Origin of the sequence: Klebsiella sp. RHBSTW-00484 (assembly GCF_013705725.1) — a bacterium.
Classification (GTDB): domain Bacteria; phylum Pseudomonadota; class Gammaproteobacteria; order Enterobacterales; family Enterobacteriaceae; genus Klebsiella.
Genome location: NZ_CP055481.1, coordinates 2,820,206 through 2,842,082, shown reverse-complemented (window position 1 = coordinate 2,842,082; position 21,877 = coordinate 2,820,206). Strand labels below are relative to the sequence as shown.

At 53.9% G+C, this 21,877-nt stretch carries 20 protein-coding genes; 8 read left to right on the top strand and 12 right to left on the bottom strand.

The window, feature by feature from the left end:
- Positions 1–21: 21 nt before the first annotated feature.
- A complete protein-coding gene (locus HV213_RS13515; protein ID WP_181486055.1) occupies positions 22–1,197 on the bottom strand; it encodes a multidrug effflux MFS transporter in 1,176 nt (391 codons plus the stop codon).
- Between the two features lie 265 nt (positions 1,198–1,462).
- Complete coding sequence (gene mqo, locus HV213_RS13510; protein WP_249415949.1) at positions 1,463–3,073, bottom strand: malate dehydrogenase (quinone); 1,611 nt, start codon at positions 3,071–3,073, stop codon at positions 1,463–1,465.
- 433 nt (positions 3,074–3,506) lie between these two features.
- Here mqo and HV213_RS13505 point away from each other — a divergent pair, with 433 nt between their 5' ends.
- The 3 genes from HV213_RS13505 to HV213_RS13495 all read left to right on the top strand — a co-directional run bounded on the left by HV213_RS13505 (position 3,507) and on the right by HV213_RS13495 (position 7,430).
- Positions 3,507–5,126, top strand: coding sequence for a sensor histidine kinase (locus tag HV213_RS13505; protein ID WP_181486053.1), 1,620 nt, complete (start codon positions 3,507–3,509; stop codon positions 5,124–5,126).
- A complete protein-coding gene (gene dcuR, locus HV213_RS13500) occupies positions 5,123–5,842 on the top strand; it encodes a two-component system response regulator DcuR (RefSeq protein ID WP_181486052.1) in 720 nt (239 codons plus the stop codon). Before HV213_RS13505 ends, dcuR begins: the two co-directional genes overlap by 4 nt.
- Before the next feature lie 856 nt (positions 5,843–6,698).
- Entirely contained in the window at positions 6,699–7,430 is a 732-nt protein-coding gene (locus HV213_RS13495) for a carboxypeptidase (RefSeq protein WP_181486051.1), read from the top strand.
- 59 nt (positions 7,431–7,489) lie between these two features.
- Here HV213_RS13495 and pcaC read toward each other — a convergent pair whose 3' ends face one another.
- From pcaC to HV213_RS13465, 6 genes are read right to left on the bottom strand one after another with little or no spacing between them, the layout of a single operon-like run.
- Positions 7,490–7,879: a 4-carboxymuconolactone decarboxylase gene (pcaC, locus tag HV213_RS13490; RefSeq protein ID WP_181486050.1), complete on the bottom strand. Its 390-nt coding sequence runs from the start codon at positions 7,877–7,879 to the stop codon at positions 7,490–7,492.
- Positions 7,869–8,636, bottom strand: coding sequence for a 3-oxoadipate enol-lactonase (gene pcaD / locus HV213_RS13485; protein WP_181486049.1), 768 nt, complete (start codon positions 8,634–8,636; stop codon positions 7,869–7,871). The genes pcaC and pcaD overlap by 11 nt, the downstream gene beginning before the upstream one ends.
- Positions 8,626–9,978: a 3-carboxy-cis,cis-muconate cycloisomerase gene (locus tag HV213_RS13480; protein ID WP_181486048.1), complete on the bottom strand. Its 1,353-nt coding sequence runs from the start codon at positions 9,976–9,978 to the stop codon at positions 8,626–8,628. Before HV213_RS13480 ends, pcaD begins: the two co-directional genes overlap by 11 nt.
- Positions 9,979–9,987: 9 nt before the next feature.
- Positions 9,988–11,190: a 3-oxoadipyl-CoA thiolase gene (gene pcaF, locus HV213_RS13475; RefSeq protein WP_181486411.1), complete on the bottom strand. Its 1,203-nt coding sequence runs from the start codon at positions 11,188–11,190 to the stop codon at positions 9,988–9,990.
- 10 nt (positions 11,191–11,200) lie between these two features.
- A complete protein-coding gene (locus HV213_RS13470) occupies positions 11,201–11,857 on the bottom strand; it encodes a 3-oxoacid CoA-transferase subunit B (protein ID WP_181486047.1) in 657 nt (218 codons plus the stop codon).
- A 10-nt stretch (positions 11,858–11,867) separates the two neighbouring features.
- A complete protein-coding gene (locus HV213_RS13465) occupies positions 11,868–12,554 on the bottom strand; it encodes a 3-oxoacid CoA-transferase subunit A (protein WP_181486046.1) in 687 nt (228 codons plus the stop codon).
- A gap of 167 nt (positions 12,555–12,721) precedes the next feature.
- On the opposite strand from HV213_RS13465, the gene HV213_RS13460 reads away from it, so the two are divergent.
- On the top strand, positions 12,722–13,528 hold the full coding sequence (locus HV213_RS13460; RefSeq protein ID WP_181486045.1) for an IclR family transcriptional regulator domain-containing protein: 807 nt from the start codon (positions 12,722–12,724) through the stop codon (positions 13,526–13,528).
- Here HV213_RS13460 and smrA read toward each other — a convergent pair.
- A complete protein-coding gene (gene smrA, locus HV213_RS13455; RefSeq protein ID WP_181486044.1) occupies positions 13,525–14,088 on the bottom strand; it encodes a DNA endonuclease SmrA in 564 nt (187 codons plus the stop codon). The two genes, HV213_RS13460 and smrA, sit on opposite strands and share 4 nt — an antisense overlap.
- A gap of 301 nt (positions 14,089–14,389) precedes the next feature.
- Here smrA and ogt point away from each other — a divergent pair, with 301 nt between their 5' ends.
- The 3 genes from ogt (at position 14,390) to uspE (ending at position 16,943) form a co-directional block, all read left to right on the top strand.
- Positions 14,390–14,905 carry a methylated-DNA--[protein]-cysteine S-methyltransferase gene (ogt, locus tag HV213_RS13450; protein WP_181486043.1) on the top strand — a complete coding sequence of 172 codons (516 nt, stop codon included), beginning with the start codon at positions 14,390–14,392 and terminating at the stop codon, positions 14,903–14,905.
- Positions 14,906–15,100: 195 nt separating this feature from the next.
- Positions 15,101–15,853: a fumarate/nitrate reduction transcriptional regulator Fnr gene (gene fnr / locus HV213_RS13445; RefSeq protein ID WP_004102577.1), complete on the top strand. Its 753-nt coding sequence runs from the start codon at positions 15,101–15,103 to the stop codon at positions 15,851–15,853.
- Between the two features lie 139 nt (positions 15,854–15,992).
- Entirely contained in the window at positions 15,993–16,943 is a 951-nt protein-coding gene (uspE, locus tag HV213_RS13440; protein ID WP_110274030.1) for a universal stress protein UspE, read from the top strand.
- Positions 16,944–17,070: 127 nt separating this feature from the next.
- Here uspE and HV213_RS13435 read toward each other — a convergent pair whose 3' ends face one another.
- From HV213_RS13435 to pntA, 3 genes are all read right to left on the bottom strand, one after another.
- On the bottom strand, positions 17,071–17,259 hold the full coding sequence (locus HV213_RS13435; RefSeq protein WP_181486042.1) for a YdiH family protein: 189 nt from the start codon (positions 17,257–17,259) through the stop codon (positions 17,071–17,073).
- Between the two features lie 149 nt (positions 17,260–17,408).
- A complete protein-coding gene (pntB, locus tag HV213_RS13430) occupies positions 17,409–18,797 on the bottom strand; it encodes a Re/Si-specific NAD(P)(+) transhydrogenase subunit beta (RefSeq protein WP_112214364.1) in 1,389 nt (462 codons plus the stop codon).
- 10 nt (positions 18,798–18,807) lie between these two features.
- A complete protein-coding gene (pntA, locus tag HV213_RS13425; protein ID WP_181486410.1) occupies positions 18,808–20,337 on the bottom strand; it encodes a Re/Si-specific NAD(P)(+) transhydrogenase subunit alpha in 1,530 nt (509 codons plus the stop codon).
- Positions 20,338–20,858: 521 nt separating this feature from the next.
- Between pntA and ydgH the strand changes: the two genes are divergently transcribed.
- Positions 20,859–21,809 (top strand): DUF1471 family protein YdgH, encoded by a 951-nt coding sequence (ydgH, locus tag HV213_RS13415; RefSeq protein ID WP_181486041.1) that lies wholly within the window; start codon positions 20,859–20,861, stop codon positions 21,807–21,809.
- The last annotated feature ends 68 nt before the right edge of the window (positions 21,810–21,877 follow it).

Below are 21,877 nucleotides of genomic sequence, written 5' to 3'. Positions count from 1 at the left end.
AGAGATATCGATTAGTGCAATTTATCGGTTTCGCCAGGCCAGCAGCAGGCTGGCAAGGGTAAAAGCAGCCATGATCCACGCCATCGTCCATGGCGTACCGTCACGCAGCCACGCCAGCAGTAACGAAGAAATAATCCCGCTGCCGTACTGCAATGAGCCAATCAGCGCTGAGGCCGAACCAGCAAACGCCCCTGCCTCATCCAGCGCCGCGGCGGTCGAGGTGGCGGCAATCACGCCGTTCATCGAGAAAAAAAGGAACACGCTGGCCACTATCAGACCAATGCCGCCAATATGCAGCCTGACACCCGTCGCCAGTATCACGACGGCTAGCGCGGCAACCGCCAGCGATATTTTCAGCAGCGAGCTCAGGGCGTGGCGCTGAACCAGACGGCGGTTTACCACGCTCATCGCCATAACCCCAATAATATTCACCGCGAACAACCAGCCGTAATGCTGCGGCGCAACGCCGTAGTAACGAATATAGACATCCGGCGAACCGGTAATAAAGGCATAGGCGGCGACGTAGAAAAAGGTCAGGCTCAGGGTGTAGCGCATAAAAGTCGCGTTTTTCAACAGCTGACCATAATTGCGAAATGCCCCCAGCATTGAGCCCTGCTGACGACGTTCCGGCGGCAGTGTTTCCGGCAGCCAGCGCAGCGCAATAAACATCAGCGCGCCAATCACTGCCAACAGCCAGAAGATAGCGTGCCAACTGGTGACTTTAATCATCTGCCCGCCGATTAGCGGCCCGGCAATCGGCGCAATAGCCATCACGATAGTTAAAGTTGAAAGCATTTGCGCCGCCCGGCTGCGAGCAAAGAGATCGCGCACCATCGCCCGCGCCAGCATTGGTCCGGTGCAGGCTCCCAGCGCCTGGAAGACGCGCCAGAAGACAATTTGATCGATAGTAGTCGACAGCGCACAGCCCGCAGAACCGATAATAAACAGTACCATGCCGATAAACAGCGGCGTTCGTCGTCCGAGGCGGTCGCTAATTGGGCCCCAAACCAGCTGCGCCAGGGCAAAACCAATCAGAAAACCGGTGATAGTCATTTCAGCATCACCCTGTAACTCGGCAGCCATTACCGGCATCGCCGGCAGGTAGATATCCGTCGAGAGCGAGGTGAACGCCATCAGCCCGCTGAGAATCAGAATAAACAGCGGCCCGCTGGCTGCACGCGTTTGCGGTGAAGTCATTATTATTTCCGTTGAGGAGAGGGATTGCGATGAGGAGAGCGGCAAGTTTAGCGGGAAAGGCGCGCGGGATAATCCCTGCGAGGGGGATTGAGGTTATGAGTGAGATTCATTAATCGTGGGAGTCGAGTCGCCAACTTATTTGGGTTACCGTGCTCGCCTTTCTGTCGGGCGGCGGCTAGCGCCATGCCCGACCTACAAAACCCGAACTCGTCCCGTAGGCCCGGTAAGGCGCTAGCCGCCACCGGGCAATTTCACAGGCGTGGGCTTAGAGTGCCATATCGTGCTGCGGCGACGCTTCCGCCTTCGGCTCTGCCGGTTTTGCGGTCATGACCGGCGCGGCGGCGTTCATCTCGATCACCGGCGGTTTGGTCAACTGCAATGCGGCAGCGGTGTCATTCCAAACCTGCTGAGTCAGCGCAACGTTGCCGTTCAGCTTCTGACCGTAGCTTGGGACGATATCGCGAATGCGGCTCTGCCATTCCGGGGAGTTAAACTGCTCCGGGAACATCTGCTTAATCACATTCAGGGTAATTGGCGCGGCGGTAGAAGCGCCCGGCGATGCACCCAGCAGAGCGGAGATGGTTTTCTGCTGATCGACCACCACTTCCGTACCCAACTTCAGCACGCCGCCCTTTTCAGCATCTTTCTTGATGATCTGCACGCGCTGGCCGGCCTGAATCAGCTTCCAGTCCTCTTTACGTGCGCTAGGGTAATACTCTCTCAACGCTGCAAAGCGGTCATCATCACTCAACATAACCTGGCTAATCAGGTATTTCACCAGGTCGAAGTTGTCCAGACCAACGTGAGTCATCGGCAGCACGTTATCGGTGGTGGTGGTACTCAGCAGATCCAGGAACGAGCCGTTTTTAAGGAACTTAGTTGAGAAGGTGGCGAATGGCCCAAACAGCACCACGCGCTTGCCGTCGAGGAAACGGGCATCAAGATGCGGTACCGACATCGGCGGTGCGCCCACCGAGGCCTGACCATAGACTTTTTGCTGATGCTCTTTGGTCACTGCCGGATTTTCGGTCATCAGGAAGGAGCCGCCCACCGGGAAACCGGCGTAGTTATCCGCTTCCGGGATACCGGTTTTTTGCAGTAATTTCAGCGCACCGCCGCCAGCGCCGATAAAGACGTACTTGGCATCGATCGCCTGCTCTTCGCCGCTATTCACGTTTTTAATCGTCACGTGCCATGAATTATCGGCATTACGTTTAAAATCGGTCACTTCAGACGAAGTTTGCAGCGTGAAGTTGTTATTTTTCTTCAGGCTTCCGATCAGCTGGCGGGTTATTTCCCCATAGTTAACGTCGGTACCAACCGGCGTCCATGTCGCCGCGACTCTTTGCTGCGGATCGCGACCTTCCATAACCAGCGGCGCCCATTGCTTTATTTGCGCGTGATCGGTGGAGAATTTCATCCCCTGGAATAAAGTGGTTTGCTGCAAGGCGGTATAACGTTTTTGCAGATAATCCACGTTATCACCCCAGACGAAACTCATATGCGGGGTGGAATTAATAAATGCATGCGGATCGTGCAAAATGCCGCGTTTGACCTGCGCCGTCCAGAACTGACGGGAGATCATAAACTGCTCGTTAATATCCAGCGCTTTGCTGACGTCGATAGAGCCATCCGGGCGTTCCGGCGTGTAGTTCAGCTCCATGTTAGCGGAGTGCCCGGTCCCGGCGTTGTTCCAGCCGTTCGAGGACTCCAGCGCAACGCCATCTAACTTCTCAACCATCACCTGTTTCCACTCCGGCTGTAATTCGTGCAGCCAGGTCCCCAGCGACGCGCTCATAATGCCGCCGCCAATCAACAGGAAATCGGTTTTTTTCGAGGTATCGTCATTTGCATATGTCGCCGAACTGACGAACATCGCTAATGCGGTCATAGATATAATCGTATTTTTAATTGCAGGCATAATAGAAATATCACATAGCACAAGTGTAATAAGAGGGTGCATATTAACGCACTTTTACTTTATTTTAAAATATCATTTACACTTTCGCACACATAGCCAATTATTATTAACCTGGTTTTTTAACTTAAAAAAGTAAAATAACCATTAAAAAAATGAAATATTCAACAGCAGGAATCGCCATTCCGGGAGGATATATTTGTTTATAAATACGTTAATTCTCACAAATTCAGTAGGGATATTCGATGATGGAAGATGGCATTATTCCGGTGCGGCTTCGCTATTGCCCTACTCTCTTAACCGGCTCCTGACGGTCAATTTTGCTTTTTACACGGCTTTAAGAGATCCTTTGATTCAGCGACACGCTTATTAGCGATTCACCGGGGTTAGTATGAATGAATTAGCGCAGCAGGCTTCGCCCGCCCGTAAACGCTCAATGAGTATGAAGCTGAGCACCGCGGTCACCTTAATGATTAGCAGCGTGATCGGTTCAGTGTTGCTTCTGGTCTATACCCTGTGGTTTATGCAGATCAGCGGCGCGACGCGCGACGGTGTGAAAGATACGGCGCTGGCGGTGGCGCGAACGCTGGCCGATACCCCCGAAGTCAAACGTGGTTTGGCCTTATCGCCGCAAAATAATATCATCCAGCCGCTGGCGCTGGCGGCCACCAAACGCAATGGGCTGCTGTTTGCCGTAGTCACCAATATGGACGGCATCCGCTATTCGCACCCCAATAGCCAGATTATCGGTCAACCTTTTATTGGCGATGACATTCTGCCAACGCTAAAAGGTCGAGAGAACGTTGCCGTTAACCACGGCGTACTGGCCCCGGCGCTGCGGGTTTTTACGCCTGTTTTTGACGATAACCACCGGCAAATTGGCGTGGTGGCGATTGGCATTTCGCTGAGCAAAGTTGATCAGCAAATCGCTACCAGCCGCCGGGATGTAATATTGACCGTGCTGTTCAGTGCGCTGGTTTGCGCCATTGGTACCTGGAGTCTGGTTCGCGGTCTGAAGCGCGTTCTGTTGGGCCTGGAGCCGCAGGAGATATCCAACCAGTTTCAGCAGCGCCAGGCGATGCTGCACTCGTTAAAAGAGGGCGTCGTGGCGGTAGATGCTGACGGCCAGGTCACGCTGATTAACCCCGCCGCGCGCGATATCCTGTTTAACGGCCCTAATAATGACATCACCGATACGCCGCTGCTGGCGGATTTGCAGGAGGTGCTGCAAACCGGAGAACCCATTTACGATCGGGAGCTGGGCTGTAACGGCCTTCTGCTGATCAGCAACACCGTTGCGGTGCGCAGCCAGGATGACGTAGTGGGCGCAATCAGCACCTTCCGTGATAAAACCGAAGTCAGCCAACTGCTTCAGCGCCTCGATGGGATGGTGAATTACGTTGACGCCCTGCGCACCACCTCACATGAATTTATGAATAAACTGCACGTGATTCTCGGCCTGCTGAATATAAAGAGTTACGACAAGCTGGAAGAGTACGTGCTGCACACCGCCCACACTTATCAGGCGGATATTGGTGAAATCCAGAACCGCATTAAATCGCCGGTCGTCGCGGGATTTTTAATCGGCAAAATTCAGCATGCCAGGGAGCGCGGTTTTACCCTCACGCTTGCCGAAGAGAGCCTGGTGCCGGACAGCCCGAATGAAAAACAGGTAACCGTGCTGATCACCGTGCTGGGCAATTTAATCGAGAACGCGCTCGATGCCATGAGCGGCCAGGCCGAGGGCGAAGTCAGCCTGCTGTTACACTATCAGAACGGCTGGTTGAGCGGCGAAGTCAGCGATGATGGCCCCGGTATTCCACAGGCGATTATTGATGATATTTTTAATAAAGGATTCTCCACCAAAGGCGAGAATCGCGGCGTCGGGCTGTTTCTTGCCAGCCAGCAGCTTCACGAACTGGGCGGCACGCTGGCCGTCGAGTCCGAACCCGGCGTGTTTACCCAATTTTTTGTTCATCTTCCCTGGGATAGTAAGAGGAAAAGTGCGTGATAAATGTATTAATTGTTGACGATGATGCCATGGTAGCCGAACTGAATCGCCTGTACGTAGCGCGCGTCAGCGGCTTTCGTTGCAGCGGCACGGCGTCAACGCTGAGTAAAGCCAGGGAGATGATTGACGATAAGGATCTGGAGATAGACCTGGTCCTGCTGGATGTGTATATGCAGCAGGATAGCGGCCTGGATCTGCTGCCCACCATTCGCGCCTCGGGCCGGGCCATCGATGTGATTATGATTACTTCCGCCGCCGACGCCACAACGGTGCAGACGTCTATGCACTATGGCGTAGTCGACTATCTGATCAAACCCTTCCAGTTCCCCCGTTTTGAAGAGGCGCTTACCGCCTGGCGCGAAAAGCGCAAGCTGATGACCGGCCAACCCTGGTACGAACAAGCAGATGTCGATCGGCTGCTGCACGGCAGCGCGCCGGAAGCTACCGATGCGCGTAAGCTGCCAAAAGGCTTAACCTCCCAGACGCTGCGCACCCTTTGCCAGTGGATTGATGCGCACCCGGACATTGAGTTTTCCACCGACGAACTGGCGGCAGCGGTAAGTATTTCTCGAGTATCTTGCCGTAAGTATCTGATTTGGCTGGCGCAGATTAACATTCTGTATACCAGCATTCACTATGGCGCCACCGGGCGTCCGGTGTATCGCTATCATCTGATCGCTGAGCAGTACGACCTGCTTAAGCAATACTGTCAGTAAGGCTTATACCGATCAAAGACAACCACCGGCGGAAAAACCGTCGGGAATTTAATTCCACTGCTTATTATTAGCGTATTTATCACCTGTCGGGTCTACTATTTTTATCATTCTTTCGTCCCTCTTCAATGATTAATACCCGGCATCGTTTTAGTTCATTATTGAATAAAAAAACCGGCTATTGTCTTAAAATAATCTTGCTCAAGCCTGATGAAAACCAACTACAGTGTAATCAGTAATGCCAGCAGATCGTGTTGTATATACCCGTCATACCTCAAGCTATAGACGCGTTGGCTACGTCCGCCAGTGGTCTCACCTCTTAAGGAGCCAGCGCAAGCTCAGTTCAAAACGGTTAACCGTTTTGTCCTGCAAGTCAAATTATTTAGGGTATAGTTATATAAACTGGTGGCAATATAGATTGACTACTCCATGGCAAATCTAGAGAGAAACCATTATGCGATACTTATTGCTAATTTTTTCCCTGTTACCTTTCACTGTATTTTCATCGAGCTGGAACTGTACAAATAAAAGCATTGAAGTCCAGTGCGATAAAAATAGCTGTTCCTCACCGACATCTTTCACCCCTGCATCCATAAGCGTTGATAATAAAAATATGTCCGTCTGCGCCTATACCGGATGCTGGCAAGGCAAATCAACGCTCACTAAACAGGGTCGCTATCTTATTTACACAGGATATAATCTAGTGTGGTCACATGATAAAAATAAAAAGGACAATTTTTTATTGGTTATCGACCCCAATGAACCCCCTGGGTTTATAAAAGGGGGTGGTTTCGCTATGCCAGTGTTCTGTTCGCAGTAATTGATCGCATCCACTGCCCTCAAACTAGAGGAATAAATAATGTCATTTGAGAATCTGGATTCAATTACCTCCCCGACACCGTTATATGCACTTGATAATGCTCAAATAAAAAGCATTCAGCGATGTTTATCTATTATAGGTTATCCCGTCGGGGACATCGACGGGATGATTGGACCTAAAACCAAAACTGCCTGGGCTAATTTCAAGAAAGACGTTATTGAAGGCAATCCCGACCTTATTGGCCCTATCTCAGTTCACAGTCTTCAAGAAAAAGTTAACGCAGTATGGCCCATCAAATATGAGCTGGATGATAAAGACAGTACGATTAATGCCATAAAAATGATGTGTAATGCCATGGGGCTATCGCTTAATAGCCAAATGGCCTATGTTTTAGCAACGGTAGAATGGGAAACGGCAAAAACATTCAAACCGGTTCGGGAGGCTTTCTGGCTTGATGAGAGCTGGTGCAAGAAAAATCTTAAATATTATCCCTACTACGGCCGGGGCTACGTACAACTAACATGGAAAAATAATTATGAAATGTATGCAAAAATCCTCGATCTGAATCTTTCTGAAAACCCAGATCTCGCCCTCGAGCCCAATACGTCATTATTCATATTAGTTCATGGTTTTAAAGTCGGGGCTTTTACCGGATTTAAACTTACCGAGTATATCAATCATAATCACGTCGATTTTATTGGCGCCAGACACTGCATTAATGGCACCGACCATCAGCATGATATTGCTAATTTAACGCACAAGTACCTTTAACCAAATTGCCGTCCGACGCTGGCTGCGATGCTTAACGCTTGCAGCCAGCGAATCGGAAACTACCTATGCTCGCTATCCACCTCATCAAAAACCTGCTGCGCCAGATGCATCGTGGCGTTAGCTGCGGGCAGGCCGCAGTAGAGCGCGGAGTGCATAATCAGCTCTTTTAACTCATCGCGGGTGACGCCATTATTAAACGCCGCGCGCAGATGCATTTTCAGCTCAGCTTCGCGGTTCAGGGCAATCAGCATCGCGATGGTAATCATGCTGCGGGTATGGTGATCGAGGCCCGGACGGGTCCAGGTCTCACCCCAGGCGTAGCGGGTGATAAAATCCTGAAACTCCTCATTGAGCGGCGTCAGTTTTTGCAGGGTTTTATCAACATGGGTATCGCCAAGCACCTTGCGGCGCACCGCCATTCCCTGCTGATAGCGCTGTTTATCTTCCATGCTGTTCTCCCTGGAAAAAGCCCAGCAACGCGGCGCTGAACGCCTTCGGTGCTTCGATATTCGATAAATGAGAAGCTGCCAGTACTACCACCTGTGAGGCGGGGATCTGCTGATGCAGGAAGTTGGCGTCCGTCACCGTGGTGACAGGGTCACTTTCCCCGGCAATAATCAAAACGGGTAGCGGAATTTGCGCCACTTCAGCGCGAAGGCCGGCCGCCGCCAGCGCCTCGCAGCAGTCCGCATAACCTTCTGCATTGCTATGGGTCAGTTGATGGCACAGCGCTTCCACCACTTCCGGCGTCTTCTGGCGAAATTCGTGGGTAAACCAGCGATCCGCCGATCCGGCAGCCACAACGTCCATGCCCTCCTGACGAACCGCGCGGGCACGCGACAGCCAGCCCGACTGATCGCCAATTCGTGCTGCGGTATTGGCGACGACCAGGCCATAAAAGCGTTCAGGCGCAAAACGCCCCAGCCACAGTCCGGTCAGCCCACCCATTGAAATACCGCAAAACCAGGCTTTATCAATATTAAGATGATCGAGCAGCGCAATCACATCTTCGCCAAGCTGCGCCAGCGTTACCTTTCCGCTTTTGCCGGTTTTACCATGACCATGAGTATCGTAGCGCAGGACGCGAAAATGCTGAGTTAGCGCCGCGAGCTGCGGCTGCCACATCGCCCGGGTGGTCCCCAGCGAATTGGAGAGTACGATGACCGGCGCACCGTCCGGCCCGTCAATCTGATAATCAACCTTCATTACGTTGCTCCTTATAGCGCGCCATCACCTGACGCACGAAGAGTTCAGCGCTGCCGGTCGCCGTTGCCGGGTCCAGCAGTTGGGTTAAACGGCTGGTGGAAAGATGCTCACCGACCAAGGGATCGTTATCCAGCACGCTCAGCAGCGAACGAGATTCATCCATCGCCTGACGACACAAGGCCTCAACCCGATGATGGGCCTCGGCTTTACCGATAAACTCCGCCAGCGCCAGGGTGACCGCTTCCGCCATAATCAGGCCATGGGTGATATCAAGGTTGGCGCGCATCTTATGCGCAAACACCTGCATTTCACGCACCAGTGTTTCGCTTTGCGCCATCGCGCCGCCGACGAGGGTGATCAGATCCGGCAGCGTTTCCCACTCCGCCTGCCATCCGCCCAGCGCGCGCTCATGCTGCTGAATCTGTCCGGCATACAGCGTTGCCACCAGTCCGGGCGTGCGTTGAGCGGCTGTCAAGATAGCCGCGCAGGAGATGGGATTACGTTTGTGCGGCATGGTCGATGAACCGCCGCGACCTTCGGCGACCGGTTCAGAGACTTCGGCAACTTCGGTTTGCATCAGCAGGGAAAAATCATTGGCGAATTTACCAAGAGTGCCGCAAACACCCGCGTACCACGCCCCCACTTCTAACAGACGATCGCGCTGGCTGTGCCATGGGGTATCGGGAAGGTTCAGGTCGAGCGTTTTTGCCAGCGCAGCGGCAACCTGTGGCGCTTGCGCTTTGAGCGAGTCAAGCGTGCCGGCGGCACCGCCAAATTGCAGCACCAGCATCCTTGATCGCATTTCACGCAGACGTATCTGCCAGCGCAGCAGCGCGTCGAGCGTTCCCGCTAGCTTCAGGCCAAAGGTCACCGGCAGCGCATGCTGCATCCAGGTACGCCCGGGCATCACCGTATGCTGATGTCGCTCGGCCTGGCTGGCCAGCGCATCGAGCAGGCGTTGTAAGAGCGCGTCCGTTTCCGCCAGCGCGCCGCGCAGTTGCAGGATCAAGCCGGTATCAATTGCGTCCTGACTGGTTGCTCCCCAATGGACATAGCGCGCAGCCGATTCGTCCTGAGCTTTTACCCGCGCGGTGAGCTGTTTTACCAGCGGGATGGCGAGGTTGCCCGCGCTGGCGGCGGCCTGTCCCAAAGCCGCAAAGTCAATTTGCTGATGCTGGCATGATTCGATAATCGGGTTAAGCGCCGCCTGCGGCACCAGCCCGCACTCGGCCTGAGCGTGGGCCAGCGCGGCTTCAAAATCCAGCATACCCTGCACCCGCTGCGCATCGCTGAACCAGGCGGTCAGCGGACTGGTGCGCATCATCGGGGTCAACAAACTCATTCTGGCTCCTTAAACGCGTTCAATAATCAGCGCGATCCCCTGACCGACGCCGATACACATGGTGCACAGCGCATAGCGTCCGCCTGTTCGCCGCAGCTGATACGCCGCAGTCATCGCCAGACGCCCACCTGAAGCCCCCAGCGGATGGCCCAGCGCAATCGCGCCGCCGTTAGGGTTTACGTACGCGGCATCGTCAGGCAACCCCAGATCGCGCGTCACCGCCAGCGCCTGGGCGGCGAAGGCTTCATTCAGCTCAATGACGTCCATTTGCCCAAGGGTCAGGCCGGTTTGCGCCAGAACCTTGCGCACCGCCGGTGCCGGGCCAAACCCCATAATCCGCGGCGCAACCCCCGCCGTCGCCACGCCGACCACACGGGCCAGCGGCTGTAAATCATTTGCCGTAAGCGCCTGCTCGCTGGCGAGCAATAACGCGCAGGCACCGTCGTTAACCCCAGAGGCGTTACCCGCCGTGACCGTGCCGTCAGCACGCACGACCCCGCGTAGTTTCGCCAGCGCCTCTGCGCTAGTGCTGCGCGGGTGTTCATCCTGGGTAAATAGCAGCGCTTCACCCTTTCGCTGCGGGACCGAAACGGCGATCAGCTCATCGGCAAAGCGCCCAGCCGCTTGCGCAGCCGCAGTGCGCAGCTGGCTACGCAGCGCAAACGCATCCTGATCTACACGCGAAACGGCAAAATCGCCCGCCACGTTTTCGGCAGTTTCCGGCATTGAATCAACGCCATACAGCGCTTTCATCTGCAAGTTGATAAAGCGCCAGCCGATAGTGGTGTCTTCCATCTGCATCGTTCGGCTAAAGGCGCTTTCCGCCTTGCCCATCACAAACGGTGCCCGCGACATGCTTTCGACACCACCGGCAATCATCAGTTGAGTTTCGCCGCTTTTAATCGCGCGCGCTGCGATGCCGATCGCATCAAGGCTGGAACCACACAAGCGATTAACGGTACTGCCCGGCACGCTTTCCGGCAGCCCGGCCAGCAGCAGCGCCATGCGGGCAACGTTGCGGTTATCTTCCCCGGCCTGGTTGGCGCAGCCGTAAATCACATCATCAATACGCGCTGGGTCAAGGCCTGGGTTACGTTCCAGCAGCGCTTTTAGCGGCAGCGCCGCCAGATCGTCAGCGCGCATTGTCGCCAGCGTACCGCCAAAACGACCGAACGGCGTACGCACCGCATCGCAGATAAATGCCTGATTCATCATAGGTTCCTTACGCGCTTTCCGCCAGTTGCTCGAAAGTCAGCGTCACCGGAGTGATGCGCTGCAGTTCTTCAAAAGAGAGGCCGTTAAAGATTTCCCGCACCACTGGGCCGTTCTCACTGATATCGATCACCGCCAGATCGGTATAGATGCGGCTGACGCAGCCAACGCCGGTCAGCGGATAGGTACAGCGTTCGACAAGTTTGCATTCGCCATCGCGAGTCAGGTGATCCATCATCACGAACACCTGACGCGCGCCGATAGCCAGATCCATCGCGCCACCGACGGCGGGGATGGCATCGGGCGCCCCGGTGCTCCAGTTAGCCAGATCGCCGCGGGCGGAGACCTGATAGGCTCCAAGGACGCAGATATCCAGATGGCCTCCGCGCATCATGGCGAAGGAGTCACCATGGTGGAAATAGCAGCCCCCCTGAAGCAGAGTCACATACTCTTTCCCGGCGTTAATCAACTCCGGGTCCTCTTCCCCCGGCTGCGGTTTCGGCCCCATCCCGAGCAGGCCGTTTTCGCTGTGCAGGAACACTTCTTTATCCGCCGGAAGATAGTTGGCGATACGGGTCGGCAGGCCGATGCCCAGATTGACATAAGCACCTTCAGGAATATCGCGAGCCACGCGCTGGGCCATCTCATCGCGAGTCAGTTTTTGCATAATGGGTTCCTCAGGCGCTTTTGGCAGCAATCAGGTTTTCCAGGGAATAAACACGCTGGACGAAAATTCCCGGCGTGATAACGCTTTCCGGGTCGAGGTCCCCCAGGGCGACCAGTTGTGAGACTTCCACAATGGTGGTTTGCGCGGCGGTCGCCATAATCGGACCGAAGTTGCGCGCCGCTTTGCGATAAACCAGGTTGCCCCAGCGATCGCCCTGATGGGCTTTAATCAACGCGAAATCTGCTTTGATGGGATATTCAAGAACGTAATGACGGCCGTCGATCTCGCGGGTCTCTTTACCCTCAGCCAACGGCGTACCGTAACCCGTAGGAGTAAATACCGCACCGAGACCGGCACCTGCCGCCTGAATGCGTGCCGCCAGATTTCCCTGCGGTACCAGCTCCAGCTCCACTTTGCCGCGGCGATAGAGATCATCAAAAATCTGTGAGTCCACCTGGCGTGGGAACGAGCAAATCATCTTGCGCACCCGCCCGGCTTTCAGTAACGCCGCCAGGCCCACCTCGCCGTTGCCCGCGTTATTGTTAATGATGGTTAAATCACGAGCCCCCTGTTCTATTAGAGCATCTATCAGGTACGTCGGCTGACCGGCGGGGCCAAAACCGCCAATCATAATGGTCGCCCCGTCGTGGATCCCAGCGATGGCATCACTTAGCGTCGACACGCTTTTATCAATCATCAGGTCGCTCCTGTATGTGCGGTAATCGCACTTTTATTCGTTGTTCGCACAAAATGTGACCCGCTTAACGATGCTGGTCAAGGGCGATAATCGAAATATGGTGCGATAATCGAACATCGTATATCTTTAGCGAAAGAATGTGATCGATGGCAAATACGGAGACGAAAATGGAGAAACATCCAGACGATTTACTGACGGGCGATAGCGATCCGTTTAAGGGCGATCCGAACTTTATGGCTTCGTTGGCGCGCGGGTTGGAAGTGATTCAGGCCTTCACCCCACAGCGCCCACTGCTGTCCATCTCGCAAATCAGCCAGAAGACCGGTATTCCGCGTGCGGCGGTGCGTCGCTGCCTGTATACCCTGAGCAAATTAGGTTTTGTTTACGCCGAGGATGGCAAAAATTTCCAGCTGCGCCCGAAGATTCTGGCTTTGGGACACGCCTGGCTTGCCTCCACGCCGCTGGCGCGATCCGCGCAGCCGGTACTGAAGCATTTAAGCGAAATGCTTAATGAGTCCTGCTCTATCGCGACGCTTGATGGCGACGACATTCTCTATATTGCCCGCGCTTCCAGTTCGCGAATTATGACCATTGATTTGGATATCGGTAGCCGCCTTCCCGCGTGGGCGACCTCGATGGGACGGGTGCTGTTGAGTCATCAACCGGAAGAGAAGCTCAACGATATGCTGGGCCGGGTGACGATGATTCGCTATACCCCGCAAACCGTCGACTCGGTGGCGAAACTGCGCGCTGAACTTAAACGCGTTCATCAACAAGGCTACGCGCTTAACGATCAGGAGCTGGAAATGGGGCTACGCTCGCTGGCGGTGCCGCTGTTTAACCCGCAGGGGCAAATTCAGGCGGCGCTTAACGTCGGCGTTCATGCCGGGCAGGTTTCAACGCGTGAAATGCTGGAAAGAGTTTTGCCCGAGCTGCAAAAAGCGGCCCGGGAGCTGACGTTACTGATGCGCTAGCGGCTGCGTTTGGCGTGGCGCTCCCAGTTTTCCTGTTTTGCCTCGGCAGATTTGCGCAGAGCAACGTAGCACGCGCCGCTGCCGCCGTGGTGTCCTAACGCGGTACAAAAGGCCTGAACCTCCGGGAGCTCCACCAGCCAGCGCGCCAGATAGCTGCGAATGATATTGGCGTGAGCATTATCATCGCGTCCTTTGCCATGAACGATCAGCAAATTGCGCAGCCCCTCCTTCTGCGCCTGAACCACAAAGGCGAACAGCAGTTGTCGGCACTGTTCAACCGGCTGACGCAGTAGATTCAGGCTCGCCTGCTGGCTATATTTGCCGCGTCGCAGTTTATCCAGCACCCCGGATTGCAGCCCTTCGCGCTTAAACTCCAGCGCGGTGGCTAACGGCACAATATCGAGATAGCCGGTGGTGAGACAGTTATCGAGCTGCAGGGTGTCTACCCGTTGTACGGGGCGAGCGTTACGCTCGGGATGCCAGTGAACGTCGTTATTGCGCTTCAGAGGCTGTACGTCCTCCATAGCGCCAAGAAATAGGGATTTGTCGTCAAGATTCATGCGCGTTCCTCCAGCTACCACCGGGGATTACTATAGCGGCGACACCCTGCGCCCTCAATCCGTTTACGTTGTTTTGCCGCCAGAGATGTTTATCTTTTGGGGGTATATACCCTAAATAATTCGAGTTGCAGGACAAGGCACTAGTGCCTTGAACAGCGCTTGTGCTGACCCCGAAGGGGCGAGGACCAGGGATGGGCCGAGTTATTGCCAACGCACATGTAACTTGAAGTATGACGGGTATAGTTGCCCGCGCGGGCCACGTGGTATCTTGTTGGCCTAATACAAGGGAAGAGGAATAACGATGCTGACGCTGCTGCAGGATAAAATCGATACCCCAATGGGGCCGCTGTGGATCATTTGCGACGAGCAATACCTACTACGCGCCGTGGAGTGGGAAGAGCATAGCGATCGCATGGAGCAACTGCTGGATCTGCACTATCACCGCGAAGGATACCAGCGCGTTGCCGCCACAAATCCGGGTGATTTAAGCCGTAAGCTCGCCGACTATTTCGCAGGCGATCTGAGCATTATCGACACCCTTCCTACCGCTACCGCAGGCACGCCGTTTCAACGTGAAGTCTGGAAAGCGCTGCGCACCATACCCTGCGGCCAGGTCATGCACTACGGCCAGCTCGCGGAAACGCTGGGTCGGTCTGGTGCTGCGCGCGCGGTCGGTGCCGCGAACGGATCCAACCCAATCAGTATTGTGGTGCCCTGCCATCGCGTGATCGGGCGCAACGGCACCATGACCGGATACGCTGGCGGCGTACAACGAAAAGAGTGGTTATTGCGCCACGAGGGATATTTGCTTCTTTGACCGTATGTGCCTTTTCTGGAATCTTCCGGTAATTTTACAATCTCATACGTTCCGACAACTCATTCGTAATCAAGCAGATAAGAGGGATAATTGATTTACCCTCTTAATATTACGTGTTTCAGAGGTTCGAGACTTACCTGCTCACCAAAAAGATGTTAAAATTGACCAATATCAATTAAAAGCCTGAGCAGACTTATGATCCCGGAAAAGCGAATTATACGACGCATTCAGTCTGGCGGTTGTGCAATCCATTGCCAGGATTGCAGCATTAGCCAGCTTTGCATCCCTTTTACTCTGAACGAGCATGAGCTTGATCAGCTTGATAACATCATCGAGCGGAAAAAGCCTATCCAGAAAGGACAGACCTTGTTCAAAGCCGGTGATGAGCTGAAATCGCTGTATGCAATTCGTTCTGGCACCATCAAGAGTTACACCATCACTGAACAGGGTGATGAGCAAATTACCGGTTTTCACCTTGCGGGCGATCTGGTGGGCTTTGACGCCATCGGCACCGGCCATCACCCGAGCTTTGCTCAGGCGCTGGAAACCTCAATGGTCTGCGAGATTCCTTTCGAAACCCTGGACGATCTTTCCGGTAAAATGCCGAATCTGCGCCAGCAGATGATGCGTCTGATGAGCGGCGAGATCAAAGGAGATCAGGACATGATCCTGCTGCTTTCCAAAAAGAACGCAGAAGAGCGCCTGGCGGCCTTTATCTATAATCTCTCCCGTCGCTTCGCTCAGCGTGGTTTCTCTCCGCGTGAGTTCCGCCTGACCATGACCCGTGGCGATATCGGTAACTATCTGGGTCTGACGGTGGAAACTATTAGCCGCCTGCTGGGGCGTTTCCAGAAAAGCGGTATGCTGGCGGTCAAAGGCAAATATATCACCATCGAAAATAGCGACCTGCTGGCACAACTTGCCGGTCAGGCCCGCAACGTCGCCTGATAACTCTTCTGTTACTGGGCCAGATCGCGAATTTTTTTCTAATTTGTTGATCTGGCCAGGCACATCCCCTGTTTCATTTCATCCATATAGGTTATCTTTTTAATTACGAACTGTGGTTACAGTTGTAAGGAGACCCTGTATGGCAAAGTATCAGAACATGCTGGTAGTAATTGACCCCAATCAGGACGACCAGCCTGCATTGCGGCGTGCGGTGTATCTGCACCAAAGGATTGGTGGACGCATCAAAGCCTTTTTGCCGATCTATGATTTTTCCTATGAGATGACCACCCTGCTGTCACCTGATGAACGCACGGCCATGCGCCAGGGCGTTATCAGCCAGCGTAGCGCCTGGATCCGCGAGCAGGCCAAATTTTATATTGATTCCGGTATTCCCATCGACATCAAAGTGGTATGGCACAACCGTCCCTTTGAGGCCATTATTCAGGAAATCATCAGCGATAAGCATGATTTGGTCCTGAAGATGGCGCACCAGCACGACCGGCTGGAAGCGGTCATTTTCACCCCGACAGACTGGCATCTGCTGCGCAAATGTCCATGTCCGGTGTGGATGGTCAAAGATCAGCCATGGCCGGAAGGGGGTAAAGCGCTGGTGGCGGTCAACCTCGCCAGCGAAGAGAATTACCACAACGCGCTCAATGAGAAGCTGGTAAGAGAAACAATTGAACTGGCGGAACAGGTTAACCATACCGAGGTCCATCTGGTGGGCGCTTATCCGGTAACGCCAATCAATATCGCGATTGAACTGCCTGATTTTGACCCCAGTATCTATAACGACGCCATTCGCGGTCAGCATCTGCTGGCGATGAAAGCGTTACGACAGAAATTCAGCATTGATGAAAGCCGCACCCACGTTGAGAAAGGTCTACCTGAAGAGGTGATTCCCGACCTGTCTGAGCATCTGCAGGCAGGGATTGTGGTGCTGGGTACCATCGGGCGCACCGGGTTATCGGCGGCCTTCCTCGGCAATACTGCCGAACAGGTTATCGATCACCTGCGCTGCGACCTGCTGGCGCTGAAACCAGATCAGTACCAGACGCCGGTTGAACTGGATGACGACGAAGACGATTAGCCAGCGCTTAAATAGACTGTAATAAAAAAAATCCCCTGCCTGCGCGGGGGATTTTTTTATGTTCAAGGCAAAAATAAAGGGCCCTTTATGGCCCCTGTCATCAACAGCAAATGTCGGTAACGAAACGTTAGTGGATACCTAAACGCCAGGCGTGATCGATCTCTTCTTTAAGCTCCATGGATGAGAGCGCCATTAAGTCGGCAAACTCCAGCTCCAGCAGTTTTAGCTTTTTCAGGTACTGCGCAGGGGTTAAAACGGTGAGGTCACGACGCAGAAATTCGATGGCCAATTGCGTGGGGGTTAACTCGGTATCCATAATATCCTCAGTTTGGTGGGAAAACGAACTGAGTATAACACTGCGGACTGACTATTTTATGAGCAATTCATGGCTTCATCATGCATATGAAAAAGCCGTCTCAGAAGAGACGGCTTAAGAAGTAAACGTTTTAAATTAAACGCTTTACATTACAAAGATTTGAGAATTGCATCGACGCTGGCTTTGGCATCGCCAAACAGCATGTGGGTGTTTTCTTTAAAGAATAGCGGGTTCTGTACGCCAGCGTAGCCGGTGTTCATCGAACGTTTAAAGACAATCACATTCTGCGCTTTCCACACTTCCAGCACCGGCATACCGGCGATCGGGCTGTTTGGATCGTCCAGCGCGGCCGGGTTAACGGTGTCGTTCGCGCCGATAACCAGCACGGTGTCGGTATCGGAGAAATCATCATTGATTTCATCCATCTCCAGCACCACGTCGTAAGGCACTTTCGCTTCAGCCAGCAGCACGTTCATGTGACCAGGCAAACGCCCGGCTACCGGGTGAATACCAAAGCGCACTTTGATCCCGCGCGCGCGCAGTCTCTCAGTGATTTCCGCTACCGGATACTGTGCCTGCGCTACCGCCATGCCGTAGCCTGGGGTGATGATCACCGAGTGCGACTCTTTCAGCATTTCTGCCGTTTCTTCAGCACTGATTTCGCGATGTTCGCCCACTTCTTCATCACCGCTTGCAGCCGTACCATCGGTACCGAAACCACCGGCGATCACGCTGAAGAACGAACGGTTCATCGCCTTACACATGATGTAAGACAGAATCGCACCGGAAGAACCGACCAACGCACCGGTCACAATCAGCAGGTCGTTGCTGAGCATAAAGCCCGCCGCCGCTGCCGCCCAACCGGAGTAGGAGTTCAGCATTGAAACCACGACCGGCATATCTGCACCGCCGATAGAGGCCACCAGGTGCCAGCCAAATGCCAGCGCGATAACGGTCATCACCAGCAGGCACAGAACCTGCATGCCTACGCTGTCGGTACGAACAAACACCACCAGCAGCAGGAAAGAAACCACCAGCGCCGCCAGGTTCAGCTTGTGGCGATTCGGCAGCATCAGCGGCTTGGAGGACATCTTGCCGCACAGCTTGCCAAACGCGACAACGGAACCGGTAAAGGTTACCGCACCGATGAAGATGCCGAGGAACACTTCGGTCAGATGAATATTGACCAGAATCTGTTCCATGCCGGTTTCATGCTGCAGGTAGCTGTTAAAACCTACCAGCACCGCCGCCAGACCTACGAAGCTGTGCAGAATCGCCACCAGCTCCGGCATTTCGGTCATTTCAACTTTCTTCGCCAGACGAATACCAATGGCGCCACCGATAACCATCGCCAGCAGGATCCACGCGACGTTGCTGCTGTCCGGCCCCAAAATGGTCGCCACCAGCGCAATCGCCATCCCGGCAACACCGTAGTAGTTGCCCTGCTGAGAGGTTTCGTGTTTAGACAGCCCTGCCAGGCTAAAAATAAACAGGATCGCGGCAACAATGTATGCAGCTGTAACTAATCCACCAGACATTTGTTACCCCTTATCCTTTGCGGAACATTTTCAGCATGCGCTGAGTGACGGTGAAACCACCAAAAATATTAATGCTGGCGATCAGCACCGCGATAAAGCTCAGGAAGCTAACCCAGCCGCCGTGGCCTATCTGTAGTAATGCTCCGACGACGATGATGCCTGAAATAGCATTCGTCACCGACATCAGCGGCGTGTGCAGCGCATGAGAAACGTTCCACACGACGTAGTAACCCACCACGCAGGAGAGCGCAAAAACGGTAAAGTGGCCGAGGAACTCTTTCGGCGCCACGCTTGCCAGCCAGCCAAACAGGATAATCGCCAGCGCCATCAGCGCATACTTGCGCCACGGTGAGCTCGGTTTCGCCTCAGCTTTTGGTGCTTCAACCTTCTTCGCTGCCGCCTGCGGTTGAGCAGAAACCTGAATGGGCGGTGCGGGCCAGGTGACTTCACCCTCGCGAACCACGGTAACGCCGCGGATAACGACATCATCAAAATCGATAACGACATTGCCGTCTTTCTCTTTGCATAGCAGTTTAAGCAGGTTGACGAGGTTGGTGCCGTACAGCTGTGAGGACTGAGTCGGTAAACGGCCCGGCAGGTCGGTATAGCCGATGATCTTCACGCCGTTAGCGGTCGTTACCACTTGACCCGACACGGTGTATTCACAGTTACCGCCGTTCTGCGACGCCAGATCGACCACCACGCTGCCAGGCTTCATGGAGTCAACCATTTCGCGGGTAATCAGCTTCGGTGCAGGTTTGCCCGGAATCAGCGCTGTGGTCACAATGATATCGACGTCTTTCGCCTGGGCGGCAAACAGCGCCATCTCGGCTTTGATAAAGGCTTCAGACATGACTTTGGCATAGCCATCGCCGCTGCCCGCTTCCTCTTTAAAATCCAGCTCCAGGAACTCGGCGCCCATACTCTGCACCTGTTCTTTGACTTCCGGACGGGTATCGAACGCGCGGACGATCGCGCCGAGGCTGTTCGCAGCACCAATGGCCGCCAGGCCCGCAACCCCTGCCCCAATAACCATCACCTTGGCGGGAGGAACTTTACCGGCGGCGGTGATCTGCCCGGTAAAGAAGCGACCAAACTGGTGAGCGGCTTCGACAATCGCACGATAACCGGCGATGTTAGCCATTGAACTTAACGCATCCAGCGACTGGGCGCGGGAAATACGCGGCACCGAGTCCATTGCCATCACGTTAATGTTACGCGCCGCCAGTTTTTCCATCAGCTGCGGGTTTTGCGCAGGCCAGATGAAACTGATCAGCGTCGTGCCAGGGTTAAGCAGCTGGATCTCATCATCATCCGGCGCGTTAACTTTCAGAATGACGTCTGACTGCCACACGTCATTACCGCTAACAATCTCTGCCCCGGCCTCGACAAAAGCCTCGTCGTCGAAACTGGCCAATTTACCGGCGCCGCTTTCTACCGCGACGTTAAACCCGAGTTTCAGCAGTTGCTCCACCGTTTTCGGCGTGGCGGCTGCCCGGGTTTCCTGGGCTAGTCTCTCTTTTGGTACACCAATACGCATAGTTTTCCCTTCCATCGGTTTTTGATGATGGTTTACTTTTCTCACAAACGACCGTCCGGTGGCGAAAGAAAGCGCGACCTGACATATGTCTGAAAAAATGAAACAGTAACAAACTTTTTATAACCTACTGAAAATACCGATTGTGATCTACAGCGATAAAACAGAAATTTCGATTTTATTGGTAAAACGCACGGCTAACCGTGTCAGGCAGCAATATTTACCTCATTTTTACGCCAACACCTGATAATTCGCCTGGATGATGGGTTAATTCGCCATTTATTACCATCCGGAACATCACATTAACATTACGTTAACTTATGAAAGTGATATGGATTATCGATTTTGCTGGTCAAGCGGCTGTTTTTTCCACATATCGAAAAATGTTATATTTCTGCACTATACGTTTCGGGCGACAACTGAAAATTGACGCAGACAGTCACTTACGATAAATGCAATAATCAAACGTTTTCAGTCAACAACAATACCAGTACATGGTTTGCGCAAGGCAAAGGATTATTTTTATGAAGCTTAAGAACTCACTCCTGGCGTCTGCTCTTCTGGCTACGACCGCGTTGTCTGCGCATGCAGCGACCGAGCTGACTCCAGAGCAGGCGGCAGCGCTGAAGCCCTACGACCGCGTAGAGGTCACTGGCCGTTTTAACGCCATCGGCGATGCGGTGCAGGCCGTTTCCCGTAAAGCGGACAAAGAAGGCGCGGCTTCCTTTTATGTTGTCGACACGTCTGATTTTGGCAGCGGCGGCAATTTGCGCGTAACGGCAGATTTTTATAAAGAAAACGCCCCGCAGGCCGACGCGCCAAAAAATCGCATTATCAACGGCGTCATGGAATTGCCTAAAGACCAGGCCGTTGAGCTGGAACCGTTTGATACCGTCACCGTCCAGGGCTTCTATCGCAGCCAGCCGGAAGTTAACGACGCCATCACCAAAGCGGCGAAAGCCAAAGGCGCAGCCTCCTTCTTTATCGTGCGTCAGGTTGATGCTAACCAGGGCGGCAACCAGCGTATTACCGCTTACATCTACAAAGCTGATGCCAAAAAACGTGTTCTGCAAAGCGCAGATGCCATTCCTGCGGATTCAGAAGCGGGTCGCGCAGCGCTGGCTGAAGGCGGCGACGCAGCCAAAAAAGTTGAAATTCCAGGCGTTGCTACCACCGCAGCCGTGGGTTCAGGTACTGGCGTAGGTCGCTTCTTTGAAACGCAATCCTCTAAAGGTGGGCGTTACACTGTCACGCTACCGGATGGTACTAAAGTTGAAGAAGTGAACAAGGTCACTGCCGCACAAATGGTTCCTTATGACAGCATCAAGTTCACCGGCAACTACGGTAACATGACTGAAATCTCTTACCAGACGGCAAAACGCGCAGCGAAGAAAGGCGCGAAGTACTATCACATCACCCGTCAGTGGCAGGAACGTGGTGGCAACATCACCATCAGCGCCGATCTGTACAAATAACAGTTCCCCGACTGAACAAAAAGGCGACGCTTTGTCGCCTTTTTGCTTTTTTTCATTTCTCTCCATTG